The sequence below is a fragment of the Caproiciproducens galactitolivorans genome (genome assembly GCF_026672255.1).
GTDB classification, from domain to species: domain Bacteria; phylum Bacillota; class Clostridia; order Oscillospirales; family Acutalibacteraceae; genus Caproiciproducens; species Caproiciproducens galactitolivorans_A.
In genome coordinates, this window is sequence record NZ_JAPOHA010000007.1 from 94776 (window position 1) to 121091 (window position 26316).

The window sequence follows — 26316 nt, forward strand, 5'->3', positions numbered from 1 at the left end:
CAGTAGCGAGATTATAGAAAAGGCAGGACCTTTTATTCATGTTTGCAGTGATTGAAACAGGCGGCAAGCAGTATAAGGTACAGAATGACGACGTCATCTATATCGAAAAGCTTGCAGCGGAAGAAAACTCCTCAGTCGACTTTAAAGTGATTGCACTTGACGGCGATGACGGACTCAAAATCGGCGCTCCGTATATTGATGGGGCGAAAGTTACCGGTAAAGTACTTAAAAACGGTAAGGCGAAGAAGATTACGGTCTTAACTTACAAATCCAAGAAATGCGAAAAGCGCAAGATAGGTCACAGACAACCTTACACGAAAGTGCAGATTACCGCAATTAATGCGTGAATATCATGATTAGTGCAGAGTTTTTTACCCGGCCGGACGGTGAATTGATGGGTTTTTCCATTACCGGCCATAATGGGGAGGCGGGTCAGGATATTGTCTGCGCATCGGTTTCTTCCGCTGCGTATATGACCGCCAACACCATAACCGAAATTTTGAAAGCGGATGCTCAGGTCGCTGTTGAAGACGGGTATATGCTTGTCCGAATTTCATCAAAGGAAGTTAAGAACTGCCGCAGTATTCTTGCGGGTTTCAAACTTCACTTGCAGGAACTTGAGGAACAATATCCTCAGAATATTCACGTAAGTTATACGGAGGTGTAAAGAATGCTAAAGATAAATATTCAGTTATTTGCTCATAAAAAAGGAATGGGTTCCACCAAGAACGGCCGTGACTCCGAGTCTAAGCGCCTTGGTGTAAAGCGCGCCGACGGCCAGTTTGTACTTGCCGGCAACATCCTTGTGAAGCAGCGCGGCACCCATATTCACCCGGGCGAGAACGTCGGCAAAGGTTCCGATGATTCCCTCTTCGCACTGGTTGACGGCCGTGTGAAGTTCGAGCGCCTTGGCCGTGACCGCAAGAGGGTCAGCGTTTACGCAGTTGAGCAGTAAGCCAATAAGGTGAATGAAAATCCCGGGCTGATTTGCCCGGGATTTTTTGACTTATTGGCAAAAATTATGATATACTAATTTTATGAGTTTCAAAGAATGGCGGTAAGCTGAGGATGTTTATAGACAGTGCGAAAATTACGATTAAAGCCGGTAACGGCGGCGCCGGAAAAGTTGCCTTTCACCGCGAAAAATATGTCGCGTCCGGCGGGCCGGACGGCGGCGACGGCGGCAGGGGCGGAAATATTGTTTTTCAGGTAGACGACAACCTCTCCACCCTTGCGGATTTCCGTTATAAGCGAAAGTATGTTGCCAAAAACGGGGAAGACGGCAGGGGAAGCCGTTGTTACGGGAAAAAAGCGGACGACCTTATTATCAAAGTCCCCAGAGGAACGCTTCTGAAGGATGCCGAAACGGGCAGACTGGTAGCCGACATGTCCGGTGACGAACCGCAGGTTATTGCCAAAGGCGGCCGCGGGGGCTGGGGAAATATCCATTTTGCAACCGCTACGCGCCAAACCCCGCGCTTTGCAAAGCCCGGTATGCCGGGGGAAGCAATGGAGCTTCAGCTGGAATTAAAGCTTTTGGCGGATGTCGGACTGGTGGGTTATCCCAATGTGGGGAAATCCACGCTGGTTTCCGTTGTCAGCGAAGCGAAGCCGACGATCGCGAATTATCATTTTACAACGATTACCCCTGTCCTCGGCGTGGTCCGTATGGGGGAGGGCCAATCGTTTGTCATCGCGGACATACCCGGGCTGATTGAAGGCGCCGGGGAAGGTGCCGGTCTGGGCCACCAGTTCCTTCGCCATGTGGAGCGGTGCAGAATGCTTGTGCATATTGTGGATGTCTCCGGCAGCGAAGGCCGCGATCCGAAAAAGGATTTTCAGACAATCAACGCGGAATTAAAGAAATTTAACCCGGAGCTTGCGGAAAGGCCGATGCTTGTTGCCGGAAACAAATGTGATCTGGCGACCGACGAGCAAATCGAGGATTTCAAGAACTTCGCAGAGAAACAGGGATATGAATTTTTCCCGATTATGGCAGCGATCCGCTACCAGGTGGACCCTTTGCTGAAACGGGTGACGGAAATGCTCAGTAAGCTTCCTCCGGTTAAGCATTTCGAGCCGGAACCCATGCCTTTGACGCCGGCGGAGGAAATCGGCCGGCATGAGGTAAAGGTGACCAACCACGACGGGGTATTTGTTGTGGAAGGCGAATGGCTTGTTCAGGTTATTAATTCCGTGAATTTTGACGATTACGAGTCCCTTCAGTACTTCCAGCGCGTTCTGATAAATACAGGAGTGATCGACGCGCTGCGCGAGGCCGGTATTCAGGAGGGAGACACCGTCAGCATTTATGATATTGAATTTGACTTTATGGAGTAATCTGTCTACCATATAAAAAACAGGCAGAATTATGGGTTTGAGGTGTTTATTTGGAACGATTATATAATGCGGAATGCGACCCAAAGCAGTTAAGTCCTTTGACGCTTGCTTTTATCGGGGACGGGGTTTTTGACCTGTTTGTAAGGGAACGGCTTGTCTGCCGGGGAAACTGCCCGGTGAATTCCCTGCATAAAAGCGCGGTTACGCAGGTTTGCTGCAGCGCGCAGGCGGAAGCTTCCCAAAAGCTTCTTCCGCTGTTAACGGAAGAAGAAGCGGAAATCTTTCGGCGGGGCCGCAATGCCCACACGAACCATGTACCTAAAAATTCATCTGTAGCCGATTACCACGCGGCAACCGCTTTTGAAGCGCTTTTCGGCTATATTTATTTAACCGGAAACATGGAACGGCTTCGTGAAATCTTTAAAATTATGTGTAGTGAATAGTACGGGGAGGGGATGCCATGTTTCCTGATGTGCCAAAGGGGAAAATCATAAAAATTTTAAAGGACAACTTGTTTTTTCTGGCCGGCAGTCTTATTTATGCCATTTCAGTCGACGTTTTTGCCGCGCCAAACCGTATTGCACCGGGTGGGATTACCGGTATCTGCACGATGATTAACTATGTATGGCATTGGCCGATCGGTATGACCAGCCTGCTGTTCAATATTCCGATCTTTATTTGGGCGATTGTGGAAATCGGGTACAAGCTCGTTGGAAAAACGATCGTTGCAACTGTGTTTGTATCCGTATCGATTGATGTAATCGCAAAAATGCTGCCGCACTATACCGGCGAAAAGATGCTGGCCGCGCTTTTCGGCGGGCTTATAGAAGGAATCGGCCTTTCCTTGGTCTTCATGCGCGGAGGAACAACCGGCGGTACGGATATGATTGCCAGACTGCTTGGCAGAAGACTGCGGAGTTTTTCCATGGGGAAGCTGATGCTGGGAATCGACTTAGTGGTGGTTCTTTCTTCCGCTGTCGTTTATCACAGCATTGAAAGCGCACTTTATGCGGTCATTGCCATATTTGTTTCCACCAGATTGATTGACTCGATTCTCTATGGTACGGATACGGGAACCGGAAAGCTTTTATTCATTATTTCTACCGCGAACGATGAAATTACGCATGATATTTTGGAAATGGACCGCGGAGTCACCATTTTAAAGTCACGCGGTGCCTACAGCGGCAGGGAAGGCGAAGTTTTGCTTTGTGCGGTTCGCCGGTATGAAGTCGTGAAGGTAAAAGATATTGTGCGTTCTCATGATAAGGATGCGTTCATGATTGTCGGCGAAGCCGGTGAGATTTCCGGAGAAGGATTCCGCGAAGTGAAAGCGGAAGATAAGACTTTAAAAGAATTAATCCAGCATATTAAAAAGAAATAAGAAACAGGCGGGCTTGTACATCATACAAAACCGCCTGTTTCCATAGTATGCTGCTCTGACGCGTTTAGTTGTCTCTGCAGTTGCTGGAAGTTGTTTTCGTTGATTGTGTAGCATTATTGTTGGTGCGACTGGAACCACCGCCGTAATTTTCTTTATCTGTGCTGGAAGTGCGGTTCATATCGGTGCTGGAAGTACGGTTGCTGTCAGTACTGGAAGTGCGATTGTTGTTGCTCTGCTTTGAAGATTGTTTATCCAAGGTATTCACCCCCTTTGGAACCTATTATTTGTATTTATACGCAAAATATACCATTTAATTTAGGAGCTGATGGAATTTGATGGAGCTTCCTCAGAAATTCAAAGAGAAAATGAAAGAGCTTCTCGGAGAGGAATATGATGCATTTTTATCGTGTTATAACGAACCGCATTATCGTGGAATTCGATTAAATTCGCTGAAGTGCAGTCTGGAAACGTTAAAAGCGGCGCTTCCTTTTCCGATTCAGCCTGCTCCGTTTTCGCCGATGTCTTACTATATACCGGCGGATGCGCCGAAAATCGGGCAGCTGCCCATGCATCATGCCGGCGCCTTTTATTCACAGGAACCTTCGGCCGCCAGCGCGGTAACGGCTTTAAATCCGCAGCCGGGGGAGTTCGTTTTGGATTTATGCGCCGCTCCCGGGGGAAAATCGACACAGATTGCCTCCCTTTTAAATGGTCAGGGATTGCTATGGTCCAACGAAATCGTAAAGAACAGGGCAAATATATTGCTTTCGAATATCGAACGCATGGGCGTAAAAAATGCGGTGATCTCTTCCTGCCATCCGGAAACGCTTTGCGAAGGGCTGGCCGGCTATTTCGACAAGGTTCTGGTCGACGCGCCCTGTTCGGGTGAGGGCATGTTCCGCCGGGATGAGCAGGCGGTTCAGGACTGGAGTCCCGAGCATGTCGAAGCCTGTGCCGTCCGGCAGCTGGCCATCCTTATGAGCGCCGCGCAGGCGTTGAAGGAAAACGGCATTCTTGTTTATTCCACCTGCACTTTTTCAAGGGAAGAAAACGAAGGCGTTGTATCGGCTTTCTTAAAGCAGCGGGACGATTTTACGCTGATTGACCGGAATCTGAAATTCGGACGTCCGGCGTTTTTACCGGAAGCGCGCCGTATTTTCCCGATGGATAAAGGGGAGGGGCATTTTGTTGCCGTCCTGCAAAGGACGTCAAAAAATGATGCGTATCCAAAACCCTATCCTTGCCGAAGTCCGTCCGTGAAAAACGAAGTACAGGATTTTTATTCTCAGATTTATAAAACGAAACTGCAAAATTCTATGGAACAGATCGGGAAAAACATTCTGTTGTTACCGGAGGCTTTGCCGGATTTAAAAGGCCTGGGGGTAATCCGGGCGGGACTTCTTCTGGGAGAGGCCAAAACCAACCGCATTGAACCCGCGCATGCGGCGTTTATGGCGGCAAAGCCGGAAGAGCTGCGCTCCGTAATCAACCTGCCGCATGATTCACCGGAAATTGATGCGTTTCTTCGCGGGGAGGAAATTACGGTGGATGCGGGCTGCAAAGGCTATACCGGCGTTGCGGCGGACGGTGTGCTGACCGGTTTTGGAAAATGCTCGAACGGCCGGCTGAAAAATCATTACCCGAAAGGATTACGGAATAAGTGAGTACCCTTGTCCTTTCCGTCGCTTTAAGACGCTAAAGCTTGAAATTGCGGGAAAACAATGCTATAATAATCGGTAATTAATTTGAAAGAGGGCATTATCATGCAGGAAATCAGAGTTGAATTGACAGACCATCCGAAGCCAAAGCCGACGGATACGAGCAAGCTTGGATTCGGTACGATATTCACCGATCATATGTTTCTAATGAACTATGACGAGGGAGAGGGCTGGCATGACGCCAGAATTGTCCCGTTTGGACCGATCGAGCTATCACCGGCGGCCATGTGCCTGCATTACGGCCAGTCTGTTTTTGAAGGAATGAAGGCTTACCGCGCGGTAGACGGCAGAATTCTGCTTTTTCGCCCGGACAAAAACATGGCGCGCCTGAATTCTTCCAACGACCGTCTCTGTATTCCGCTGGTTGATGAGAAATTCTGCGAGAAAGCAATTGAAAAACTGGTTTCCGTTGAAAAGGACTGGATTCCATCTGCGGAAGGAACCTCCCTTTATATCCGTCCGTTTATTATCGGCGTAGATCCCCACATCGGCGTGCACCCGGCACAGCATCTGGTATTTATCATCCTTTGCTGCCCGGTTGGCGCATATTATCCGGAAGGCCTGAATCCGGTTAAGATTTATGTTGAGAAAAATTACGTCCGCGCTGTAAAGGGCGGCATGGGCTACACAAAAACGGCTGGCAACTATGCGGCTTCCCTGAAAGCACAGGATGAAGCGGAGAAACAAAATTACACGCAGGTCCTCTGGCTCGACGGTGTGGAACGGAAGTACATTGAAGAAGTCGGGACAATGAATGTGTTTTTTGTCATTGACGACGAAATTGTTACGCCGGAGCTCCAAGGCTCCATCCTTCCCGGCATAACCCGTATGTCTTCCATTGAACTGCTGAAATCCTGGGGAATGAATGTGGTAGAACGCAGGATTTCCATTGATGAACTTGCCGAGGCTGCCCAAAACGGCCGGCTCAAGGAAGCATTCGGAACCGGAACGGCTGCGGTTATCTCTCCGATCGGCCATTTAAAATGGGGCGATGATATCATGAATATCAATAAGGGCGAAATCGGGCCGATTTCCCGCCGCCTGTATGATACGCTCACCGGTATTCAATGGGGTAAAATCAAAGATACCTTTGGCTGGACTGTAGAAGTGAAATAATTTAGCAAGGGAAAAGGAAGGTGGCGGCGGCTTTTTGTCGCCGCTTCTTATTTTTAGATGTTATGCGTGAACTGAAATTTACCGTTCCAAATAAATATGACGGGATAACCCTGAAAAGCTTTCTTCGCAAATACTGCGGAATCTCCGCAAGACTGATGGTCAGGCTGAAGCGGGAACCGATGGGGATTACAAAGAATCATCTGCACGCCATCGTTACGGAGACATTGCGAGCCGGTGATGAAGTAAGGATACGGATGCCGGACGACAAAAAACAGATCGAACCGGTGGAACGGCCGCTTTCGGTTGTTTATGAGGATGATGATCTTCTTATTATCGATAAGCCTGCGAACATGCCGATGTATCCTGCGCCCGGCCATGACCGGGACAGTCTGGCAAACGCTGTCGCCGCTTACGATCTTCGCAGGAAGGAAAAGCGGACGTTTCGGCCGGTATATCGGTTGGATAAAGATACAACCGGCCTTGTCGTTTTGGCCAAGAACTCCTTTTGCGCGGCGCGTCTTGCGGGCGGTATTGAGAAGGAGTATACGGCAGTATGCGAAGGCGAATTTACCGGATGCAGTACGATTAATGAGCCGATCGGCTTAAAAGAGGGACACAGAATCCAGCGCACTGTTACGGAATCCGGGGAATATGCCGTGACAAACTGGCGTGTGCTTTGCGCCGGAAAAGGATATACTTTGGTTTCCTTGCAAATTGAAACCGGGCGCACGCACCAGATTCGTGTGCATATGTCGCATTTTGGGCACCCGCTCGCGGGGGACGACATGTACGGAGGCCATCTGGATATCCTTGCAAGGCAGGCGCTGCACTGCACAAATATACAGTTTGTCCATCCGGTTTCCGGGCAGGCAATGCGCTTTTCCTGCGCGTTGCCCAAAGACATGGAACACCTGCTGGAATTGAGCGGTATGGTAAAGTAGACAAAAAACGAACGCAAAATCGCATCCACACCATATCAATTTATAAAAATGAATTTTTATTTATAATATGCTTGATTTATGTATATTTATGCGATATAATACAACCATATTAAAAAGCGGATAAAAATCAATTGATATGGAGGATAAATATGATGAAAAAATCTTCAAAGCTTACGGCACTTTTTCTTGCAATGGCGATGACGGTTTCTATGGCGGGATGCGCCCAGTCCGGAACGACGGCGAGCGGGGCAAACAGCAAGGGCGCCGCTTCCACAAGTGTTGATAAAATTAAGGCGAACGGTTTTGTAACCATGTCCACGAACGCGGAATTCGAACCGTTTGAATACAAAGACGGCGAAGAAATTGTTGGCATTGACATTGATATCTCCAATAAAATTGCTGAGAAACTGGGCGTTAAGCTGAAAATAAACGACGTTGCTTTCGATTCGCTGACAACAGAACTCAAGACGGGAAAAACCAATTTTGTCGCGGCAGGCATGACGGCGGACGAAGACAGAAAGAAAAATGTGGATTTCTCCGATACGTATTTTGACGCTTCGCAGTCCATCATTACCTTAAAGGGAAGCCCGATTAAAACCCGCGCGGATCTGACCGGCAAAAAGGTCGGCGTACAGCAGGGTACAACCGGCGACACCTACTGCACCGACGAAAAAGGAACAAGCGATGTAAAGGTTGCCTCTACCGAGCGGTATAACAAGGGCGTTGATGCAATAGCCGATTTAATCAACGGCAAAATTGATGCGGTCGTCATTGATGATTTCCCCGCCAAGAAGTTTGTTGAGAAAAACCCCGACAAACTGGTGAAGCTGGACGACGCTTTAACGGTTGAGAAATACGCAATTGCCGTTCCGAAGGGCGATACAGAGATGCTGAAAGCGGTAAACGACGTCCTTAGCGAATTAAAATCAAGCGGTGAACTGAACAAAATCATCGATAAATATAAGGCGGCTCTTGGCGCTTAATGTATTCAACTGAAGAAACGCAGGGTCAGCGGACGGTATGCTGCCCTGCTTTTCTCATTTTACAAAACGGGGGTTAAATATGAATTCTCTGGCTGCGGCACTTCCGCTCTCTTATTTTTCAGAGTTTCCTCAGAAATTCTATGAATCTTTTATTGAAAAGAACCGGTACAAATACATTGTAAACGGACTGGGAAACACGCTGATGATTACTTTCTTTGCAATTATCATCGGCATTGTTTTAGGAACGATCATCGCTTTGGTTAAGACGGGGCACGCAAACAACCCGAATAAACTGCGGATTTCGAATGCAATCTGTACGGTCTACCTGACCGTCATCCGCGGAACGCCAATCGTTGTTCAGTTAATGATTATGTGGTACATTGTCTTTCAGTCACCCAATCTGGATCGTATCCTTGCCGCAATCTTGGCGTTCGGTATTAACTCCGGCGCGTATGTTGCCGAAATCATCCGCAGCGGAATTCAGTCTGTGGACAAAGGGCAGACGGAAGCCGGCCGTTCTCTGGGGCTGAGCCAGCACGATACCATGGTGAAAATCGTTTTTCCGCAGGCTTTAAAAAATGTACTGCCCGCAATCGGCAATGAGTTTATCGCGCTGGTGAAGGAAACGTCCGTGGCCGGTTATATCGCGATTCCGGATTTGACAAAGGGCGGCGATACCATTCGCAGCATTACATATGATCCGTTTACTCCGCTGATAGCCGTCGCGGCGATTTATCTGCTGATTGTTATGGGTTTGACAACGCTGCTCGGAAAGCTGGAAAGGAGGCTGCACAGAAGTGATTACCGTTAAAAATCTGCATAAAACCTTTCATACGCTGGGCGGAGATCTGGATGTTTTAAAAGGGATTGATCAGAATATTGAAAAAGGCGAAAAGGTGGTCATTGTCGGTCCGTCCGGCTCCGGCAAAAGTACCTTTCTGCGCTGCCTGAACCTTCTTGAGCAGCCCACGGAAGGCGAAATTTGGTTTGAGGGAGAACAAACCAATGCACCGGACTGCAATACCAATCTGCTGCGCCAGAAAATGGGCATGGTGTTCCAGCATTTCAATCTGTTCCCGCATTTAACGGTGCTTCAGAATATTACGCTTGCGCCGGTTACTTTAAAGCTAAAGACACCGCAGGAAGCCGAACAGGCCGCCGTACAGCTTTTGGAGCGCGTGGGCCTTGCCGATAAGGCGGAAGCTTACCCGGTACAGCTTTCCGGCGGACAAAAGCAGCGTATCGCAATTGTGCGTGCGCTTGCAATGAATCCGGACGTGCTGCTGTTCGATGAACCGACCAGTGCGCTCGACCCCGAAATGGTCGGCGAAGTATTGCAGGTTATGAAAGAGCTTGCCGCAGACGGAATGACCATGGTGGTGGTTACGCATGAAATGGGGTTTGCGCGTGAAGTCGCTACCCGCGTTCTGTTTATGGATGACGGGCAGGTTTTAGAGGAAGCGGAACCGCAGGAATTTTTTGAACATCCGAAAAATCCAAGACTTCAGGACTTTTTATCGAAAGTTCTTTAAAAATCAATTCGAATATGATAAAATAAAGAGCACGGGTTTACCGTGCTCTATTTTTGTTAAGGCAGGTATTGCGTCATGCCGGCTGCAATCACGCATTTTTTACATGCGCAAAGGGTTTTGAAAGAAATTGAAAAGGACAATCCGAAATTTACGGTTGTACGGGATGCTTTCCTCTGGGGAGCGCAGGGGCCGGATTTCCTTTACTGCCATCGCTTTCTGCCCTGGCAGAAAAGCGGCAGCCTGAAAGGATACGGTTCGAAACTCCACCGCGGCAAGCCTTCCAAACTGTTTGCCGCAATGCGGGAATATTTTGAGGCGTCCGGTCAAAAGGAGATCGTCCGGTCTTATTTATACGGTTTCCTGTGTCATTATTCATTGGACCGGACCGGCCATCCGTTTATCCGGTTTGAATCTTCCATCCTTCTGGAAAAGGAGCCGGATCAGAATGAAAGCATTCTGCATACCGAAATCGAATCCATCCTCGACGTGATTATCCTTCGCTATGAATTGGGTTTATTGCCGGTCGAGTTTCGTTTAAAAAAGACCGTGCCGAAAAACGATGAGGTGCAGGCGCAAATCGCGGATCTATATGCCTTTGTGCTGAAACGTTTATACGGCCTTGCGGATTCGAATGTTCCGCTGCTGCAGGCCACCTCGGATTGCCGAAAAGCCTTTGGCCTCTTAAATGACCGGACAACGATGAAAAAAGCGCTGCTGGAGCATTTGGAAAAGCGAAGCGGCAAACGAACCTATTCCGCTCATATCCGAAGCATCAGCGAAGGGGATGGGTTCGATTACGCGAATATTCAGCATTCCCAATGGTGCTGGCCCAGAGACGGCGGAATCAAGCGGAATGAGAGTTTTCTGGAGCTTTACGAGCAATCCGTTGCGGAAAGCGTAAAATTCATCGATGATTTTTTTAAAACGAACGATTATGGAAGGATGACAGGGGAAATCCCCTTTTATTATTAAGGAGACACATTATGGAAAAAATAGCGAGTTTTTGCATTGATCATAATAAACTTTTACCCGGAATTTATATTTCCCGTATTGACGGTGATATTGTAACCTATGATATTCGTATGAGAAAACCGAATGTTCCGCCTTTTCTCCCAAATGCCGCCATGCACACCATTGAGCATTTGTTTGCAACCTTTGCCCGGAACGGGGAATACAGGGAGCAGGTGATTTATTTCGGGCCGATGGGCTGCCGCACCGGATTTTATTTTTTAGTAAGAAACATGGATTATAAAGAAGCTATCCGGCTTATAAAAGACGCTTTCGCGTTTATTGCGGATTTTGAAGGGGCGATTCCCGGAGCCACAGCCAAAGAATGCGGAAATTATCTGGAACATGACCTGGAAGGCGCAAGAAAGGAAGCGAGGGAATTTCTTCCAAAAATTGAGGGATGGAATGAGGAAAAGCTTAGGTATTTAAGCTAGTTCCAAGATATGGAAATAGGCCTTATTTGTTAATTAATTACCAATGGGTTGCAAAATTGTTACTTTTGTTATATCATAAGTTGAACGTATTACAAACCTGTAACAATTTAACTACCCGAAAGGATTTTGTTTCATGCAGCTCCCTCAGCTAATCGATTTGTCAAACAAATCATGCAGATTTACCTGCCGTGGGGCAACTGAAAATGCAATTGATTTCCTATATATAACCGGCATACAGTCTGTTCGGATTTTAAAACGTGTACGCCGCAGGCTATCCCGCTTTTTTCGGCCTTTTACCAACCTTGTTAAATCCTTGTACGCTGCCTTTATCGGCAAGCGTATTGCAGAGTTAAAGGAAGAATTTTCATCCATACGGGAAGGTTTTTCCATTGCCCGTAAGAGGATTGAAGAGGCAAAAAAAGTTGGGCTATCCCATGTTTTTCACGAGTATATCATCGTTACGGCGAAAAGCTTTATTCGCCATAAAGGCTTTGTGTGCTCTATCCTTAATATAGCGGCCCCGGTCGGCGCGGTTTTCCTGCTTGGATTTACCGTCCAGTACTGGACGGGCCTGAACTATGGTTTGATGCTTGCTTACGACGGGAAAGAAGTTGCCGCAATTCAAAATGAAAAGGTTTTCGAGCAGGCGAGTGAAATGGTGAGCCAGCGCATGGTTCATGATACGGCGGACAGCGATGTCAAAATCAATATTACGCCGACTTTTCATCTTACCGTTGTGGATGCCGGGAGCGTTTCGCCGGTCAATACCGTTTGCGACAAGATCATACAGCAGTCGAACGGTATTATAGAAGAAGCGAGCGGCCTCTATGTTAACGGCGAACTGGTCGGCGCGGTCAAGAGCAGCGCGGACCTGCGCTATATGCTTCAGAATATTCTGAATAAGGCAAAAGGAACCGATAACAACGCAACGGCTGCGTTTACGCAGGATGTGGAAACCATAAACGGATTGTTTCCGACCACGTCCATTATGAAGACGGAAGCTTTGAATAAAATCATCACCGGGACGTCTAAGTCCCCGGTGACCTATACGGTAAAGGAAGGAGATACGGTTACCTCCATTGCGAAAGCAAACCATACGACGATTTCAGCGCTCAACAAGATTAATAATAATCAGCTGGGGGACAGCCTGATGCCGGGTGATTTAATTAATCTTGAGGTTGCGGTTCCGATGCTGAACGTTCAGCTTGTGAAAACCGTTGATTATCAGGTTCCGCTCTCGTATAAAACCGTTACGATTTCCGATGATTCGCAGTACACGGATTACTCCAAACTGAAAACCGAGGGGGTAAACGGGGTACAGAAATGCGTGGATAAAATTTACTATATTAATGGTATGGAATCGAAGCGGGAAATCATCAGCAGGACAGTCGTAACGCCTTCTGTCGATAAGGTTGTGGTTACCGGTACCAAAAAGCGGCCCGCGATCAGTGACCTTGGGGTCAGCAGCGGCAGCCTGATGTGGCCGGTGCCGTCCCTGCACACCATTACGACCTACTTCACATGGCGCTGGGGAAGCTTCCATACCGGAATCGACATTTCCGGCGGCGGTGCTTACGGAAGGACGATTGTTGCTTCGGACGGCGGCGTTGTTATTTCGGCCGGCTGGGACAGCGGCGGTTACGGCAACTGCGTAAGAATCAACCACCGAAACGGTCTGGTGACTTTATACGGCCATGCAAGCAGAGTTTTGGTATCGCCCGGGCAGCGGGTAACAAAGGGGCAAGCAATCGCTCTCATCGGCAGTACAGGAAATTCCACGGGTCCGCATTGCCATTTTGAAGTGATTAAAAACGGTACCAAAGTGAATCCGTTAGGGTATGTCGGCAGGTGATTTTCGTAAACGTTCTTTTTAAAGTGAAGAAAAAAGCTTTTATTCCTTAGAAAATTAAGGTGAATTACTGGAAATACCCGCTATTTCCAGCGCGAGTTCTTGACTTTTGAAAGTTTGTGTATTATTATCATAAAGTATGCAATGATAATTTCTTAATGCTTTTTTTACAGAAATATTTTTCTATTATTAGTAGAATTAATTAAAAAATATTTACAATAATTTATTCAATAGAAACGCCATATAATCCGCGTAAAAATGTAATAATATTATTGTTTAACTTTAGATTGGAGCGTGCCGCATTGGACAAGTTCGTTATTAAAGGTGGCAATCGTCTTACCGGAGAAGTCAACATCAGCGGGGCTAAAAATGCCGCGATCGCGATTATACCGGCAGCAATCCTGGCAGATGATGTGTGTATTATTGAAAATGTTCCAAATATAACCGATGTTGCTTCCATTACAAGAATCCTTTACGATATGGGTGCAAAGATACGAAATGTAAACAAATCTACTTTGGAAATCGACCCCAGACCGATTCATACCCACATTGCTTCTTACGAACTTGCGCGTCATATACGCGGGTCATATTATTTGTTAGGCGCCTTATTGGGCAGATTTAACCATGCTGTCGTTACCATGCCCGGCGGATGCGATTTCGGCGTCCGTCCCATCGACCAGCATTTAAAGGGCTTTGCCGCTTTGGGCGCGACGTATAAACTGGAAGGCGGAATGGTTGACGTCCGTGCGGATTCCCTGAAGGGCGCAAACATTTATCTGGACGTCGTTTCCGTCGGCGCAACGGTCAATATCATGCTTGCCGCTGTAAAGGCAAAAGGCATGACCGTTATTGAAAATGCGGCGAAAGAGCCACATATTGTAGACCTTGCCAACTTTTTGAACTCAATGGGCGCGGATGTCCGCGGCGCCGGTACCGATGTCATTAAAATTTACGGTGTGGACCGCTTGATCGGCACCACGTATTCGATTATTCCGGATCAGATTGAAGCGGGTACCTATATGGTCGCTGCTGCTGCAACCGGTGGGGATGTCCTTGTAAAAAACGTAATACCGAAGCACTTGGAGTCCATTTCCGCCAAGCTGGAGGAAATGGGTGTGCAGATTGAGGAATTCGACGATGCGGTTCGTGTAAGCCGCACGGGTGCCCTCAATAAATGCAACATTAAAACAATGCCGCATCCGGGTTTTCCAACCGACATGCAGCCTCAGATTGCGGTGCTGCTTTCCATTGCAAACGGTACCAGTATTATAAACGAAAGCGTTTGGGATAACCGTTTCCGCTATGTGGAAGAATTAAAGCGGATGGGAGCGCAGATCTCGGTTGACGGTAAACTGGCGGTAATCGAAGGCGTAGACCATTTAAATGCGGCTCCGGTAAAAGCAACGGATCTTCGCGCGGGAGCGGCCATGCTGATCGCGGCGCTTGCCGCGGTGGGTACGACACAGATCGAAGAAATCAATCATATTGAACGCGGTTATGAAAATGTGGAAGAGAAACTCCTTTCCATGGGTGCGGATATCCGGCGGGTTCATATTCCGGAACCGGCGGTTGCTCAGGCAATCTAAATAAGTAGGACGTTCGAAAGGGAATTGACGGCGGTCTTTCCCTTTTTTTATACATAGGGGGCCTTATATGGCAAGAATATGTCCGCTGTTCAGCGGAAGCAGCGGGAACAGTTATTACATAGGTTCGGCGTTTGCAGGAATTTTGATTGACGCCGGCAGAACCGCAAAGCAGCTCAATGCGATGCTGGAATTTTGCGGTATTGAATTTGACGCCGTAAAGGCGATTTTTGTTACACACGAACACTCCGATCACGTAAAGGGATTGCGGGTATTCGCGTCGCGCCGCCATATTCCCGTTTATGCTTCCTCCGGCACGCTGTGCGCGCTTGAAGAAATGGGATGTATCAACGACAAATTTCCGGCCGATGTGATTGATGAAAAAGGACTGGAATGTGCCGATATGTTTATTAAACCGTTCCGCACTTCACACGACAGCGCGGAAAGCGTGGGATACCGTATTCAGACCCGCGACGGCCGCATTGTGGGGTTTTCCACCGATCTGGGGATATTCTCCGATTCGGTGCGAAGGGAACTGACGGGAGCGGATCTGGTGGTATTGGAGTCCAATCATGATGTCGGTATGCTGCAAAACGGGCCTTATCCGTACCCGCTGAAACGAAGAATTCTGTCGGATACGGGTCATCTTTCCAATCAGGCGTGCGCCAACGAGCTTTATGGACTTGCGCAGGCCGGGACAACCCGTTTTGTACTTGCGCATCTCAGTTCCGAAAATAATACACCGGAACTTGCGTACCAGACTTCGCTCTGTTCTCTTTCTCTGGCGGGACTGAAAGAAGGAGTGGATTATCAGCTTTTCGTTGCTCCAAAGGAGAATACCGCGGGAAAAGTTATGATTTTTTAGGGGAAGCTATGCTGAACGTAAAAATTATTTGTGTTGGAAAATTAAAGGAAGCCTATTGGCGGCAGGCCTGCGCGGAATATGAAAAAAGGCTTCATGCATTCTGCACTTTTTCCATTCATGAAATTCCGGAATGCCGCCTGCCGGACAGTCCGTCCCAGGCGCAGATTACCGCCGCATTGCAGACAGAAGGAGAGAAGATTCTTTCTGTGGCTGGAAATTCATCTCTGTTCGCGCTTTGTATTGAAGGCCGCTTGCTTTCCTCGGAACAGCTTGCCGAAAAAATAAACGGTCTTGCAGTGAACGGAACCAGTACGATTTCTTTCATTATCGGAAGTTCCTTCGGGCTTTCCGAAGAATTAAAGAAAAAAGCCGATTTTAAATTATCCATGTCGCCGATGACTTTTCCGCATCAGCTCGCGCGTGTAATGCTTTGTGAACAGGTATACCGTGCGTTTCAGATTAACAGTCATGGAAAATATCATAAATAAAAAACCGGCTGGATTTTCAGAATTTCTGAATTTCCAGCCGGTTTTTATATGCAAGTAAATTTGAGTTAAACAGCACCCTGTGCGAGCATGGCATCGGCAACTTTTACGAAGCCTGCGATGTTGGCACCGACAACATAGTTCTTCGGGCAACCGTATTGTTCCGCAGCGTCGGATGCATTATGGAAGATATTTTCCATGATGTCCTTCAGTTTCGCGTCAACTTCTTCAAATGTCCAGGAAAGGCGCATGCTGTTCTGGCTCATTTCAAGAGCGGATGTCGCTACGCCGCCCGCGTTGGACGCTTTGCCCGGTGCAAACAGGACGCCGTTTGCCTGAAAGTATTCGGTCGCTTCAATGCTGGTCGGCATATTGGCGCCTTCCGCAACGGCGAACACGCCGTTCTTTACGAGCATTTTCGCGTCATCAATGAGCAGTTCATTCTGCGTTGCGCACGGAAGAGCGATATCGCAGGGAGTACTCCAAACACCCTTGCCCTCGTGGTATACGGCGTTCGGACGGTAGGATTTGTATTCGGAGAGACGGCCGCGCTTGACTTCCTTGATTTCCTTAATGGCTTTCAGATCAATTCCTTCGGCGTCGTAAATCCAGCCGGTGGAGTCGCTCATAGTAACAACCTTGCCGCCCAGTTCCTGTGCCTTCTGGCATGCGTAAATCGCAACATTGCCGGAGCCGGAAATTACGATTGTCTTGCCTTCAATGGATTTGCCGTTTTTACGGAGCATGGCGTCGGTGAAATAAAGCAGACCAAAGCCGGTTGCCTCCGTACGCGCAAGCGAGCCGCCGTAAGGAAGCCCCTTGCCGGTCAGGATGCCGGTATACTCATTGCGAAGGCGCTTATACTGCCCGAACAGGTATCCGATTTCACGTCCGCCTACGCCGATATCCCCTGCGGGAACGTCGGTATCGGGGCCGATATGTCTGTAAAGCTCCGTCATAAAGCTTTGGCAGAACGTCATGATTTCGCGGTCGGACTTGCCTTTCGGGTCGAAGTCGGAACCGCCCTTGCCGCCGCCGATCGGCAAACCTGTCAGAGAGTTCTTGAAGACCTGCTCAAATCCTAAAAATTTCAGAATGCCGATGTTTACAGACGGATGCAGGCGAAGGCCGCCCTTGTAAGGCCCAATGGCATTGTTGAACTGAACGCGGTAACCGCGGTTCACGCGGACATTGCCGTTGTCATCCAGCCAGGAAACACGGAACTTTAACTGCCGGTCCGGCTCCGTCAGCCTTTCAAGTATGCCGGCCTTTTCATACTGTGGGTTTTGTTCAATAACCGGGGCCAAAGACTTTAAAACTTCCGTTACCGCCTGAATAAATTCAGGTTCGTTTGCATTTAACCGGATTACATTTGCGAGCTGTTCGTCAACGTAAGACATGGGAATATCCTCCTATATAAAATTTAGGAAACGATATTATTCAAAGCATAATACCTTTTTCAATTGAATAGTTTAGCACATTAAATTGTATATTTCAATATTTTTTTGCTGATTTTTCCTAAAAATAGCTTCTGATTTGCAAGATTCAAACTTGAATACTGCAAAAAGACGGAAAATCATCGGTATCAATAAAAAATTTGTGCATAAAAATGAAATGAACCTTTCAATTCAAAAATGATTGACACGTAATGCCAAATAGAATAGAATATAACTAATATCAAATTACGATGACAAGGAGGTTTTCGCAAAAGACCAGCCTTGTTATTTTATTTTTGGGGAGGTGTCGGTTTGAGTAAATATACAAAAAATGATATTATCAGTATGATCGAAGAGAATAACGTACGATTCATTCGTCTTCAGTTTACGGATATATTCGGTACCTTGAAAAATGTTGCGATTACAACCAGCCAGATTGAAAAGGCTCTGGATAATAAATGTATGTTCGACGGATCCTCTATTGAAGGCTTTGTGCGGATTGAAGAGTCGGACATGTACCTGAGGCCGGATTTTGACTCGTTTGTTATTTTTCCGTGGCATACCCAGCACGGCAGAGTCGCCCGCCTGATATGCGATATTTACACCCCCGACGGGAACCCGTTTGAGGGCGACCCCCGTTATGTTCTGAAAAGAGCGCTTAAAGAAGCGGCGGACATGGGCTATACCTTCAATGTCGGGCCGGAGTGTGAGTTCTTCCTGTTTAACACGGATGAATTCGGACATCCTACGACCATTACCCACGACACCGCCGGATATTTTGACCTTGGCCCCTCCGATTTGGGGGAAAGCGCGCGCAGGGATATCTGCCTGAACCTTGAGGAAATGGGCTTTGAGATTGAAGCTTCCCACCATGAAGTGGCGATTGCGCAGCATGAGATCGATTTTAAATACAGCGAGGCGCTTTCCGCCGCGGATAATATCCTTACCTTTAAGATGGTTGTAAAATCCTGTGCGGATTCGCACGGGCTTTGCGCTACCTTTATGCCGAAGCCGGTTTATGGCCGCGACGGTTCCGGAATGCATACGAATATGTCTCTGTTTAAAAACGGAGAAAATGTTTTCTACGATCCGAAAAGCGAGTCCGGACTGAGCCAGATTGCTTATCATTTTATCGCGGGCATTATGAAGCATATTAAGGGCATGTGTGCGCTTACGAATCCGCTGGTTAATTCCTATAAACGGCTGGTTCCCGGCTATGAAGCGCCGTGCAATATTGCGTGGACGTTAAGCAACCGCAGCGCATTAATCCGCGTGCCCGCCACAAGAGGCCTCGGCACCCGCGTGGAACTGCGCAATCCGGATTCAGCCTGCAACCCTTATCTGGAGCTTGCCGTCCTTCTGGCGGCGGGGCTTGACGGAATCAAAAACAATCTGACGCCCCCGGATGCGGTGACAACCAACATTTACGATATTGATGAGCAGGAAAGAAAGGCCGCGGGAATTGACGCGCTGCCTTCTGATTTGAAAAATGCAATTGATGAAATGAAGGCGGACCCGTTTATCCGTGAAGTGCTGGGAGACCATGTCTTCAACAAATATGTTGAAGCGAAGGAAAAGGAATGGTATGAATATTCAACCACGGTTACGCAATGGGAGCTTGACCAATATCTGAATAAATTTTGACGGCATATGAGCAGTGTTCTTGTAGCGAATGCCATCGCGGATAGCGCTAAAAAAATTGCCGCCGTACTCCGGACTTCCGGTTTGAATGTCGGCTGCGTTTGTACAACCGGTTCACAGACAATCGATTTTGCCAACCGGCATTATCATGGAGGGGTGATTGTTTGCAGCGCGAAATTAACGGATATGTCCGCGCTGAACCTTCCGGAGATTATAGGGCCGAATTATGATTTTCTATTCCTGCTGAAATCACAGCAGGCGAATGTTTCCGAAACGCTTTCCTGCGCCAGCCTGATCCTGCCGGTTAACCGTATGGATTTGATTTCCTCCGTGAATATGCTTTTGAATCTCTCCGATTCCAGCAGCCTCACCATCAAAAAGAAGCTGGCGGAAGGAAATTTTGATGAAAAACAGGTGATCGGGCAGGCGAAAAACCGGATTATGGCGCGCAATCATTTTACGGAAGCGCAGGCGCATCGGTTTATACAGAAAAAAAGCATGGATTCCGGGAAAAAAATGATTGAAACGGCAATGATTATTCTGGATATGTAAGGAGGATACGAATGAAATTCACCAAAATGCAGGGAATAGGAAACGATTATCTCTATTTTAACTGCTTTGAGGAGAAAATTGAAAATCCATCCGAACTTTCGATAAAACTAAGCGACCGTCATTTTGGCGTTGGCTCCGATGGGATTATTTTAATTGAACCGTCCGACAGGGCCGACTGCCGAATGGATATCTACAATGCCGACGGCTCCCGTGCAATGATGTGCGGCAACGGCATACGCTGTGTAGGAAAGTATGTTTACGAACGCGGCCTTATAAAAAAGGACGTGCTGAAAGTCGATACCATGAGCGGCGTGAAAACGCTGTATCTGGACGTAAAAAACGGAATCGTGCGTTCCGTAAAAGTCGATATGGGGAAACCGGTTTTCCGTTCCGCTGCGATTCCGGTTCAGTTTCCGAAAGAAACGGTGATTGATGAGCCGATTACCGTTGACGGAGTCGAATACCGAATAACCTGTGTATCTATGGGCAACCCGCATTGTATCTTGTTTGCAGACGACGTTGAGAGGATTGCGATTGAAAAAATCGGCCCCAAAATGGAGCATAATCCGATTTTTCCGGACAGGGCAAATATCGAATTTGTACAGGTATTGAATTCCGGCGAAGCGAAAATGCGCGTTTGGGAACGCGGCTCAGGCGAAACATGGGCCTGCGGGACCGGTGCCTGCGCTTCCGCCGTAAGCTGTGCGGTAAATCATAAAACAGGCAGAAAAGTAAAAATGCACCTTAAAGGCGGCGACCTAAGCATAGAATGGGACGATCAGACAGATACCGTCTTTATGCAGGGCCCCGCCGAATTTGTGTTTGAAGGAACAGTCAATTTATCGAAATAAAACGGACGAAGGGAATGGATAGCTTGCTGAAAGTAAACGAGAATTTTATGAAACTGCCCCCCAGTTATTTGTTTGTGGATATTGCTAATAAAGTCGATCAATTTTCGAAGCAGCATCCGGAAGTGGAAATCATCCGCATGGGGATCGGGGATGTTACCCGCCCTCTGCCCAAAGCGGTCGTTACCGCTATGCAGAAAGCAGCCGAGGAAATGGGAAACATGGAAACCTTCCGCGGTTATGGGCCGGAGGCAGGATATGAATTCCTGCGTTCTGCAATAGCGGAAAATGATTATCAGAAGCGCGGCGTGGCAATCGACAAGGATGAGATTTTTGTCAGCGACGGCGCGAAGAGCGACACCGGCAGTATCGGCGATATTTTCGATGTTGACAATGTCGTCGCGGTCTGCGACCCGGTTTATCCTGTCTATGTCGATACCAATGTTATGGCGGGACGGGCAGGCGAATACCGTGAAGGCGCCGGCTGGAGCAAAATTGTTTATATGCCCTGTTCCAGGGAAAACGGTTTTCTGCCGCGGATTCCGAACGAACGCGCCGATATCATCTACCTTTGTTTTCCGAACAACCCGTCCGGGGTTGGGATCGGACGCAAAGAACTGCAAAAATGGGTCGACTATGCCCTGCGAAATCAATCGATTCTTCTCTATGACGCGGCCTACGAAGCGTTTATTACGGATGAGGATATGCCGCACAGTATTTTTGAAATCGAAGGCGCAGAGAAGTGCGCGATTGAATTCCGGAGTTTTTCCAAAACGGCGGGCTTTACCGGTACGCGCTGCGCGTTTACGGTTATCCCGAAGGAATTGATTTTTAACGGGGTGTCCCTGAACAAGCTCTGGGGCAGACGCCAGTCCACAAAAATGAACGGCGTTTCCTACGTGGTTCAGCGCGGAGCCGAAGCGGTGTATTCCGAAGAAGGAAAACGCGAGGTAAGAGAAAATATTGAATACTACCTTAACAATGCAAAGATCATTAAAGAAGGCTTGCAAAAGGCCGGATTTGAAGCGTACGGCGGCGTAAATTCCCCCTATGTCTGGATGAAAGCGCCGAACGGGTTATCTTCTTGGGAATTTTTTGACTTGCTGCTGGAAAAGACCGGCGTTGTCGGTACACCCGGCTCCGGTTTCGGAATCAGCGGGGAAGGATTTTTCCGCCTGACCGCCTTTAATACCAGGGAAAACACCGAAAAAGCGATTGAACGAATAACGCAGTCTTTTCAGGCGTAATATTTTGTTGTTTATTTATGATTATTATAGATAAGCGGTTGATTAATAAGAATGGTTGGTGATTGAATGAGAGCATTGCTGATGCTTGAAAATGGGATGACCTTTGAGGGGACAGGCTTTGGCGACGAACATGACGTACTGTGTGAGGTGGTATTTAACAGCGCAATGTGCGGATACACGGAGCTGCTGACGGACCCTTCCTATGCGGGACAGGGCGTTGTTATGACCTATCCTCTTATTGGAAATTACGGTATTTGCTATGACGACGCGGAATCCACGAGGCCGTGGCTTCGTGCGTTTATCGTCCATTCTATTTCCGGTGCGGCGAGCAATTTCCGCTGTGATGTGGATTTGAATACGTTTTTGAAACAGAACCGCATTCCCGGAATTCAAGGTTTGGACACAAGGGCGATTACAAAAATTCTCCGTGAAAGCGGCACCATGCGCGGCATGATCGCTTTTAGGGATCATTTTGATATTGCGTCCATGAAAAAGCAGCTTGACGCGTTCGAGATGGAATCCTATGTTCCCGTTGTGAGCAGCAGGGAATCCAAGATTTACGGCGACGGCCCAATTAAGATTGCGCTGGCGGACTACGGGGTGAAAAGCAATATCATCCGTTCGCTGGTGAAACGGGGATGCACGGTGAAATGTTTTCCATACGATGCCTCTTTTGAGGAGATGATGTCCTTTTCACCGGACGGCGTCATGCTTTCCAATGGACCGGGAGACCCCAAGGAATGCGTGAAGGCAATTTCTGAGCTTAAAAAAGTCTACTTATACGGTATTCCAACCTTTGCAATTTGCTTAGGCCATCAGCTGATGGCTCTTTCGCAGGGCTTTGACACCTATAAATTGAAATATGGCCATAGAGGTATTAACCACCCGGTTAAGGATTTAACAACGAACAGAGTGTACATTACTTCTCAGAACCACGGCTTTGTGGTTAATGGCGAAACAATTAATCCTTCAGTAGCCGACATCCGTTGTATCAGTATGAACGACGGCAGCATTGAGGGATTAACTTATAAAAACGGGAAAGTTTTTTCGGTTCAGTTCCACCCGGAGGCTTCCCCCGGCCCGCTTGACACAGGCTTTCTTTTCGATGAGTTTATTAAGTTAATAGGAGGAAGCCGTCTATGAAGAGAAAAGAAATTAAAAAAGTCATTATCATCGGTTCCGGCCCGATTATTATCGGCCAAGCGGCCGAATTCGACTATGCCGGAACGCAGGCGTGCCGCGCAATCCGCGAGGAGGGCGTGGAGGTTATCCTGATCAACTCCAATCCTGCGACGATTATGACCGACAAACAGATTGCCGATAAGGTTTACATTGAGCCGCTAACCGTGGAGACAATTAAAAAGGTCATTCTGAAAGAAAATCCGGACAGTATCCTGCCGACCCTCGGCGGCCAGAACGCTTTGAACCTTGCGGTGGAACTGGAGGAATCCGGTTTCCTAAAGGAAAATAACGTGGAAATGATCGGTACGAACGCCGACACCATCCGCATGGCGGAAGACCGTGAGCTTTTTAAAGAGGCAATGGAGCGAATCAATCAGCCCTGTGCGGAAAGCGAAATTGCAGAAAATATTGAAGACTGTGTGAAAATAGCCCGAAAAATCGGGTATCCGGTTGTTGTGCGCCCGGCCTATACCCTTGGAGGAAGCGGCGGCGGCATTGCCGCCGACGAGGAGGAACTGATTACGATTGCTTCCCTCGGCCTGCACCGCAGCCGCGTGAATCAGGTGCTGATCGAACGCTGCATTTCCGGCTGGAAAGAAATTGAATACGAGGTCATGCGCGACCATAACGGAAACTGCATTACCGTCTGCAACATGGAAAACTTCGACCCGGTCGGCGTCCATACCGGCGACTCCATCGTCGTCGCGCCGTGCCAGACACTCGCGGACAAGGAAACGCAGATGCTTCGTTCCGCGTCTCTTTCCATTATTTCCGAATTAAAAGTTGAAGGTGGATGCAACGTACAGTTTGCTTTAAATCCGAAGAGCTTTGAATACTGCGTGATTGAGGTTAACCCGCGTGTCAGCCGTTCCTCTGCGCTCGCATCCAAAGCGACGGGGTACCCGATTGCGAAGGTGGCTTCCAAAATTGCGCTCGGTTATACGCTGGATGAAATCCGCAATGCGATTACGAAAAAGACGTTTGCCTGTTTTGAACCGACGCTCGATTACTGCGTTGTGAAAATTCCGCGCTGGCCTTTCGATAAATTTGTATACGCAAAACGCAGCTTGGGTACGCAAATGAAAGCGACCGGCGAAGTGATGGGAATCGCGCCGTCGTTTGAAGCCGCGTTAATGAAATCCATCCGTTCGCTGGAGCAGAATGTCTTCAGCCTGATGGATGAACATTTACAGTCCTTGCCGAACGCGGAACTGGAGGATCGTCTTCACGTAGTGGACGACCGCCGGCTTTGGGTCGTTTCGGAAGCGTTAAGGCGCGGGATTTCCGCGGATAAAATCCATGAGATTACGAAAATTGATCTGTGGTTCCTCGACAAACTGCTGTCCATTATTGAGGTGGAGAAAGCTTTTGCGGTTCAGCCGATCGACCGGAACCTGCTTTTGAAAGCAAAGGATTTCGGGTTCCTGGATAAGACGATTTCGAAGCTGAGCGGAAAAACCGAGGAAGAGATTCGGGCGCTGGAAGAAGAGTGGAATATCCATCCCGTCTACAAAATGGTCGATACCTGCGCGGCGGAATTTGACGCGGAAACCCCATACTACTATTCGACTTACGGAATTCAGAATGAATCCTGTGCCAAAAGCGACCGGAAGAAAATTCTGGTTATCGGTTCCGGGCCGATCCGCATCGGGCAGGGAATCGAGTTCGATTTCTGCTCGGTGCACAGCGTCTGGGCTTTGAAAAACATGGGCTGCGAAACCATCATTGTAAACAACAATCCGGAAACGGTTAGTACGGACTTCGATATTGCAGACAAACTGTACTTTGAACCTTTAACGGAAGAGGACGTGCTCCATATTGCGCAGCTGGAAAAACCGGACGGTGCTGTAGTGCAGTTCGGCGGCCAGACGGCCATTAAGCTTGCCGGGGCAATCGAGAAAATGGGCATCCCGATTCTCGGTACTTCCTTCGACAGCATCGACGAAGCGGAAGACCGCGAGCGTTTCGACGCGATTTTAAATGAATGCAAAATCCCCCGCGCGGAAGGACGGATGGTCTTTACCTGCGAGGAAGCCATCAAAGCGGCGAATGAGCTGGGTTACCCGGTGCTCGTTCGGCCGTCCTACGTCCTGGGCGGTCAGGGAATGCATATTGCCTATTCGGACGAGGACATCGTTGAGCAGATCGGCATTATCAACCGGATCGCACAGGAGCATCCGATTCTGGTGGATAAATATATCATGGGTACGGAAGTGGAGGTTGACGCCGTCTGCGACGGCATTGATTCCGTTATTCCGGGTATCATGCAGCATATTGAACGCGCCGGTATCCACTCCGGAGACAGTATTTCCGTCTACCCGGCCATCGGTGTGGCAAAGGAAATGCAGGAACTGATTGTGGAGTATACCCGCCGTCTTGCAAAGGCATTAAAAGTAAAGGGACTTTTAAATATCCAGTTTATTGTAAAAGATAATGAAGTCTACGTAATTGAAGCGAACCCGCGTTCTTCCAGAACGGTACCGTATATCAGCAAGGTAACCAGCATCCCGATTGTCCCGCTGGCTGTCGGAACCTTTTTCGGGAAGACGCTTCCGGAGATGGGATACAATTACGGTTTGCAGAAAGAACGGGATTTAATCGCCATTAAAATGCCGGTTTTCTCTTTTGAAAAGCTGTACGGCGCGGATGTAAACCTTGGGCCGGAAATGAAATCGACCGGCGAAGTGCTTGGCGTTGCCAGAACCTTTGACGAGGCGCTCATTAAGTCGTTTTACGGCGCGGGTGTTCACATGATTAGAAAAGGCAGGGTCATTTTCACGGTCAAGGATGTTGACAAGGACGAAGCCCTGCCAATTGCGAAAGGGTTGTATGACCTTGGCTGGACGATCTACGCTACGCCGGGAACCTCTGATTTCTTTAACGATAATGACATTCCCACCATACGGACCAATAAAATCGGAACAGGAACCCCGGATATCCTTGATCACATCACATCCGGAAAAATCGATCTGGTAATCAATACCCCTTCCAAGGGTGTGGCACACAACCGCGACGGTTATAAAATCCGCAGAAACGCGGTGGAATGCGGCATTCCGTGCCTGACTTCCCTGGATACCGCCAATGCATTTTTAACCTGCGCCCGGCATGTGGATACAACCCAGCTTTCCGTCATCGACATAACAAAGGTTTCTACGTTTTTAAACTTTATCTAAAT

The 26316-nt window shown here is 48.2% G+C and carries 26 protein-coding genes; 24 read left to right on the forward strand and 2 right to left on the reverse strand.

What is annotated here, in order from left to right; translation table 11 throughout:
* Positions 1 to 38 precede the first annotated feature (38 nt).
* The 6 genes from rplU (at position 39) to OUY18_RS08230 (ending at position 3721) form a co-directional block, all read left to right on the forward strand.
* The gene (gene rplU, locus OUY18_RS08205; protein ID WP_268058284.1) at positions 39 to 347 is read left to right on the forward strand and encodes a 50S ribosomal protein L21; all 309 of its coding nucleotides are present in this window, start codon (positions 39 to 41) and stop codon (positions 345 to 347) included.
* A gap of 5 nt (positions 348 to 352) precedes the next feature.
* Positions 353 to 667: a ribosomal-processing cysteine protease Prp gene (locus OUY18_RS08210; RefSeq protein WP_268058285.1), complete on the forward strand. Its 315-nt coding sequence runs from the start codon at positions 353 to 355 to the stop codon at positions 665 to 667.
* 3 nt (positions 668 to 670) lie between these two features.
* Positions 671 to 955 carry a 50S ribosomal protein L27 gene (gene rpmA / locus OUY18_RS08215; RefSeq protein ID WP_268058286.1) on the forward strand — a complete coding sequence of 95 codons (285 nt, stop codon included), beginning with the start codon at positions 671 to 673 and terminating at the stop codon, positions 953 to 955.
* A gap of 113 nt (positions 956 to 1068) precedes the next feature.
* Positions 1069 to 2340, forward strand: a complete 1272-nt coding sequence (obgE, locus tag OUY18_RS08220; RefSeq protein WP_268058287.1) for a GTPase ObgE — start codon at positions 1069 to 1071, stop codon at positions 2338 to 2340.
* A gap of 50 nt (positions 2341 to 2390) precedes the next feature.
* Entirely contained in the window at positions 2391 to 2783 is a 393-nt protein-coding gene (locus OUY18_RS08225; protein ID WP_268058288.1) for a Mini-ribonuclease 3, read from the forward strand.
* Positions 2784 to 2800: 17 nt separating this feature from the next.
* Positions 2801 to 3721, forward strand: coding sequence for a YitT family protein (locus OUY18_RS08230; RefSeq protein ID WP_268058289.1), 921 nt, complete (start codon positions 2801 to 2803; stop codon positions 3719 to 3721).
* A 64-nt stretch (positions 3722 to 3785) separates the two neighbouring features.
* On the opposite strand, the gene OUY18_RS08235 is transcribed toward OUY18_RS08230, so the two are convergent.
* Positions 3786 to 3977, reverse strand: coding sequence for a hypothetical protein (locus OUY18_RS08235; protein ID WP_268058290.1), 192 nt, complete (start codon positions 3975 to 3977; stop codon positions 3786 to 3788).
* A 79-nt stretch (positions 3978 to 4056) separates the two neighbouring features.
* Between OUY18_RS08235 and OUY18_RS08240 the strand changes: the two genes are divergently transcribed.
* The 12 genes from OUY18_RS08240 to rlmH all read left to right on the forward strand — a co-directional run bounded on the left by OUY18_RS08240 (position 4057) and on the right by rlmH (position 16238).
* The gene (locus tag OUY18_RS08240; RefSeq protein WP_268058387.1) at positions 4057 to 5385 is read left to right on the forward strand and encodes an RsmB/NOP family class I SAM-dependent RNA methyltransferase; all 1329 of its coding nucleotides are present in this window, start codon (positions 4057 to 4059) and stop codon (positions 5383 to 5385) included.
* 99 nt (positions 5386 to 5484) lie between these two features.
* Entirely contained in the window at positions 5485 to 6555 is a 1071-nt protein-coding gene (locus OUY18_RS08245; protein ID WP_268058291.1) for a branched-chain amino acid aminotransferase, read from the forward strand.
* Between the two features lie 62 nt (positions 6556 to 6617).
* Complete coding sequence (locus OUY18_RS08250) at positions 6618 to 7496, forward strand: RluA family pseudouridine synthase (protein ID WP_268058292.1); 879 nt, start codon at positions 6618 to 6620, stop codon at positions 7494 to 7496.
* A gap of 149 nt (positions 7497 to 7645) precedes the next feature.
* Positions 7646 to 8479, forward strand: coding sequence for a basic amino acid ABC transporter substrate-binding protein (locus tag OUY18_RS08255; RefSeq protein ID WP_326492987.1), 834 nt, complete (start codon positions 7646 to 7648; stop codon positions 8477 to 8479).
* A gap of 79 nt (positions 8480 to 8558) precedes the next feature.
* Complete coding sequence (locus tag OUY18_RS08260; RefSeq protein WP_268058293.1) at positions 8559 to 9290, forward strand: amino acid ABC transporter permease; 732 nt, start codon at positions 8559 to 8561, stop codon at positions 9288 to 9290.
* Positions 9277 to 10011, forward strand: a complete 735-nt coding sequence (locus tag OUY18_RS08265) for an amino acid ABC transporter ATP-binding protein (RefSeq protein WP_268058294.1) — start codon at positions 9277 to 9279, stop codon at positions 10009 to 10011. The genes OUY18_RS08260 and OUY18_RS08265 overlap by 14 nt, the downstream gene beginning before the upstream one ends.
* A gap of 75 nt (positions 10012 to 10086) precedes the next feature.
* The gene (locus tag OUY18_RS08270; RefSeq protein WP_268058295.1) at positions 10087 to 10983 is read left to right on the forward strand and encodes a zinc dependent phospholipase C family protein; all 897 of its coding nucleotides are present in this window, start codon (positions 10087 to 10089) and stop codon (positions 10981 to 10983) included.
* Positions 10984 to 10994: 11 nt separating this feature from the next.
* Positions 10995 to 11453, forward strand: coding sequence for an S-ribosylhomocysteine lyase (locus OUY18_RS08275; RefSeq protein WP_268058296.1), 459 nt, complete (start codon positions 10995 to 10997; stop codon positions 11451 to 11453).
* Positions 11454 to 11766: 313 nt separating this feature from the next.
* Complete coding sequence (locus OUY18_RS08280) at positions 11767 to 13305, forward strand: peptidoglycan DD-metalloendopeptidase family protein (protein ID WP_268058297.1); 1539 nt, start codon at positions 11767 to 11769, stop codon at positions 13303 to 13305.
* Positions 13306 to 13604: 299 nt separating this feature from the next.
* A complete protein-coding gene (locus OUY18_RS08285) occupies positions 13605 to 14888 on the forward strand; it encodes a UDP-N-acetylglucosamine 1-carboxyvinyltransferase (RefSeq protein ID WP_268058298.1) in 1284 nt (427 codons plus the stop codon).
* Between the two features lie 67 nt (positions 14889 to 14955).
* Positions 14956 to 15750 carry an MBL fold metallo-hydrolase gene (locus OUY18_RS08290; RefSeq protein ID WP_268058299.1) on the forward strand — a complete coding sequence of 265 codons (795 nt, stop codon included), beginning with the start codon at positions 14956 to 14958 and terminating at the stop codon, positions 15748 to 15750.
* Between the two features lie 8 nt (positions 15751 to 15758).
* Positions 15759 to 16238 carry a 23S rRNA (pseudouridine(1915)-N(3))-methyltransferase RlmH gene (gene rlmH / locus OUY18_RS08295; RefSeq protein ID WP_268058300.1) on the forward strand — a complete coding sequence of 160 codons (480 nt, stop codon included), beginning with the start codon at positions 15759 to 15761 and terminating at the stop codon, positions 16236 to 16238.
* A 65-nt stretch (positions 16239 to 16303) separates the two neighbouring features.
* Here the strand turns inward: rlmH and gdhA are convergent, their stop codons facing one another.
* Entirely contained in the window at positions 16304 to 17635 is a 1332-nt protein-coding gene (gene gdhA, locus OUY18_RS08300; protein ID WP_268058301.1) for an NADP-specific glutamate dehydrogenase, read from the reverse strand.
* 348 nt (positions 17636 to 17983) lie between these two features.
* On the opposite strand from gdhA, the gene glnA reads away from it, so the two are divergent.
* The 6 genes from glnA to carB all read left to right on the forward strand — a co-directional run bounded on the left by glnA (position 17984) and on the right by carB (position 26314).
* Positions 17984 to 19315: a type I glutamate--ammonia ligase gene (gene glnA / locus OUY18_RS08305; RefSeq protein ID WP_268058302.1), complete on the forward strand. Its 1332-nt coding sequence runs from the start codon at positions 17984 to 17986 to the stop codon at positions 19313 to 19315.
* A gap of 6 nt (positions 19316 to 19321) precedes the next feature.
* Positions 19322 to 19864: an ANTAR domain-containing response regulator gene (locus tag OUY18_RS08310; RefSeq protein ID WP_268058303.1), complete on the forward strand. Its 543-nt coding sequence runs from the start codon at positions 19322 to 19324 to the stop codon at positions 19862 to 19864.
* A gap of 11 nt (positions 19865 to 19875) precedes the next feature.
* Positions 19876 to 20715, forward strand: a complete 840-nt coding sequence (gene dapF / locus OUY18_RS08315; RefSeq protein ID WP_268058304.1) for a diaminopimelate epimerase — start codon at positions 19876 to 19878, stop codon at positions 20713 to 20715.
* Between the two features lie 14 nt (positions 20716 to 20729).
* Entirely contained in the window at positions 20730 to 21959 is a 1230-nt protein-coding gene (locus tag OUY18_RS08320; protein ID WP_419196130.1) for an LL-diaminopimelate aminotransferase, read from the forward strand.
* 66 nt (positions 21960 to 22025) lie between these two features.
* Entirely contained in the window at positions 22026 to 23102 is a 1077-nt protein-coding gene (locus OUY18_RS08325; protein ID WP_268058305.1) for a carbamoyl phosphate synthase small subunit, read from the forward strand.
* Entirely contained in the window at positions 23099 to 26314 is a 3216-nt protein-coding gene (gene carB, locus OUY18_RS08330) for a carbamoyl-phosphate synthase large subunit (RefSeq protein ID WP_268058306.1), read from the forward strand. The genes OUY18_RS08325 and carB overlap by 4 nt, the downstream gene beginning before the upstream one ends.
* The last annotated feature ends 2 nt before the right edge of the window (positions 26315 to 26316 follow it).

What these genes read in the sequence shown, in the direction of transcription:
- OUY18_RS08325 (WP_268058305.1), top strand. Translation starts at nt 22,026, where the DNA reads ATGAGAGCATTGCTGATGCTTGAAAATGGGATGACCTTTGAGGGGACA.
- OUY18_RS08230 (WP_268058289.1), top strand. Translation starts at nt 2,801, where the DNA reads ATGTTTCCTGATGTGCCAAAGGGGAAAATCATAAAAATTTTAAAGGAC.
- OUY18_RS08210 (WP_268058285.1), top strand. Translation starts at nt 353, where the DNA reads ATGATTAGTGCAGAGTTTTTTACCCGGCCGGACGGTGAATTGATGGGT.
- OUY18_RS08250 (WP_268058292.1), top strand. Translation starts at nt 6,618, where the DNA reads ATGCGTGAACTGAAATTTACCGTTCCAAATAAATATGACGGGATAACC.
- rplU (WP_268058284.1), top strand. Translation starts at nt 39, where the DNA reads ATGTTTGCAGTGATTGAAACAGGCGGCAAGCAGTATAAGGTACAGAAT.
- rpmA (WP_268058286.1), top strand. Translation starts at nt 671, where the DNA reads ATGCTAAAGATAAATATTCAGTTATTTGCTCATAAAAAAGGAATGGGT.
- OUY18_RS08245 (WP_268058291.1), top strand. Translation starts at nt 5,485, where the DNA reads ATGCAGGAAATCAGAGTTGAATTGACAGACCATCCGAAGCCAAAGCCG.
- OUY18_RS08290 (WP_268058299.1), top strand. Translation starts at nt 14,956, where the DNA reads ATGGCAAGAATATGTCCGCTGTTCAGCGGAAGCAGCGGGAACAGTTAT.
- dapF (WP_268058304.1), top strand. Translation starts at nt 19,876, where the DNA reads ATGAAATTCACCAAAATGCAGGGAATAGGAAACGATTATCTCTATTTT.
- OUY18_RS08260 (WP_268058293.1), top strand. Translation starts at nt 8,559, where the DNA reads ATGAATTCTCTGGCTGCGGCACTTCCGCTCTCTTATTTTTCAGAGTTT.
- obgE (WP_268058287.1), top strand. Translation starts at nt 1,069, where the DNA reads ATGTTTATAGACAGTGCGAAAATTACGATTAAAGCCGGTAACGGCGGC.
- OUY18_RS08255 (WP_326492987.1), top strand. Translation starts at nt 7,646, where the DNA reads ATGATGAAAAAATCTTCAAAGCTTACGGCACTTTTTCTTGCAATGGCG.
- OUY18_RS08240 (WP_268058387.1), top strand. Translation starts at nt 4,057, where the DNA reads ATGGAGCTTCCTCAGAAATTCAAAGAGAAAATGAAAGAGCTTCTCGGA.
- OUY18_RS08310 (WP_268058303.1), top strand. Translation starts at nt 19,322, where the DNA reads ATGAGCAGTGTTCTTGTAGCGAATGCCATCGCGGATAGCGCTAAAAAA.
- OUY18_RS08275 (WP_268058296.1), top strand. Translation starts at nt 10,995, where the DNA reads ATGGAAAAAATAGCGAGTTTTTGCATTGATCATAATAAACTTTTACCC.
- gdhA (WP_268058301.1), bottom strand. Translation starts at nt 17,635, where the DNA reads ATGTCTTACGTTGACGAACAGCTCGCAAATGTAATCCGGTTAAATGCA.
- OUY18_RS08320 (WP_419196130.1), top strand. Translation starts at nt 20,730, where the DNA reads ATGGATAGCTTGCTGAAAGTAAACGAGAATTTTATGAAACTGCCCCCC.
- carB (WP_268058306.1), top strand. Translation starts at nt 23,099, where the DNA reads ATGAAGAGAAAAGAAATTAAAAAAGTCATTATCATCGGTTCCGGCCCG.
- OUY18_RS08270 (WP_268058295.1), top strand. Translation starts at nt 10,087, where the DNA reads ATGCCGGCTGCAATCACGCATTTTTTACATGCGCAAAGGGTTTTGAAA.
- rlmH (WP_268058300.1), top strand. Translation starts at nt 15,759, where the DNA reads ATGCTGAACGTAAAAATTATTTGTGTTGGAAAATTAAAGGAAGCCTAT.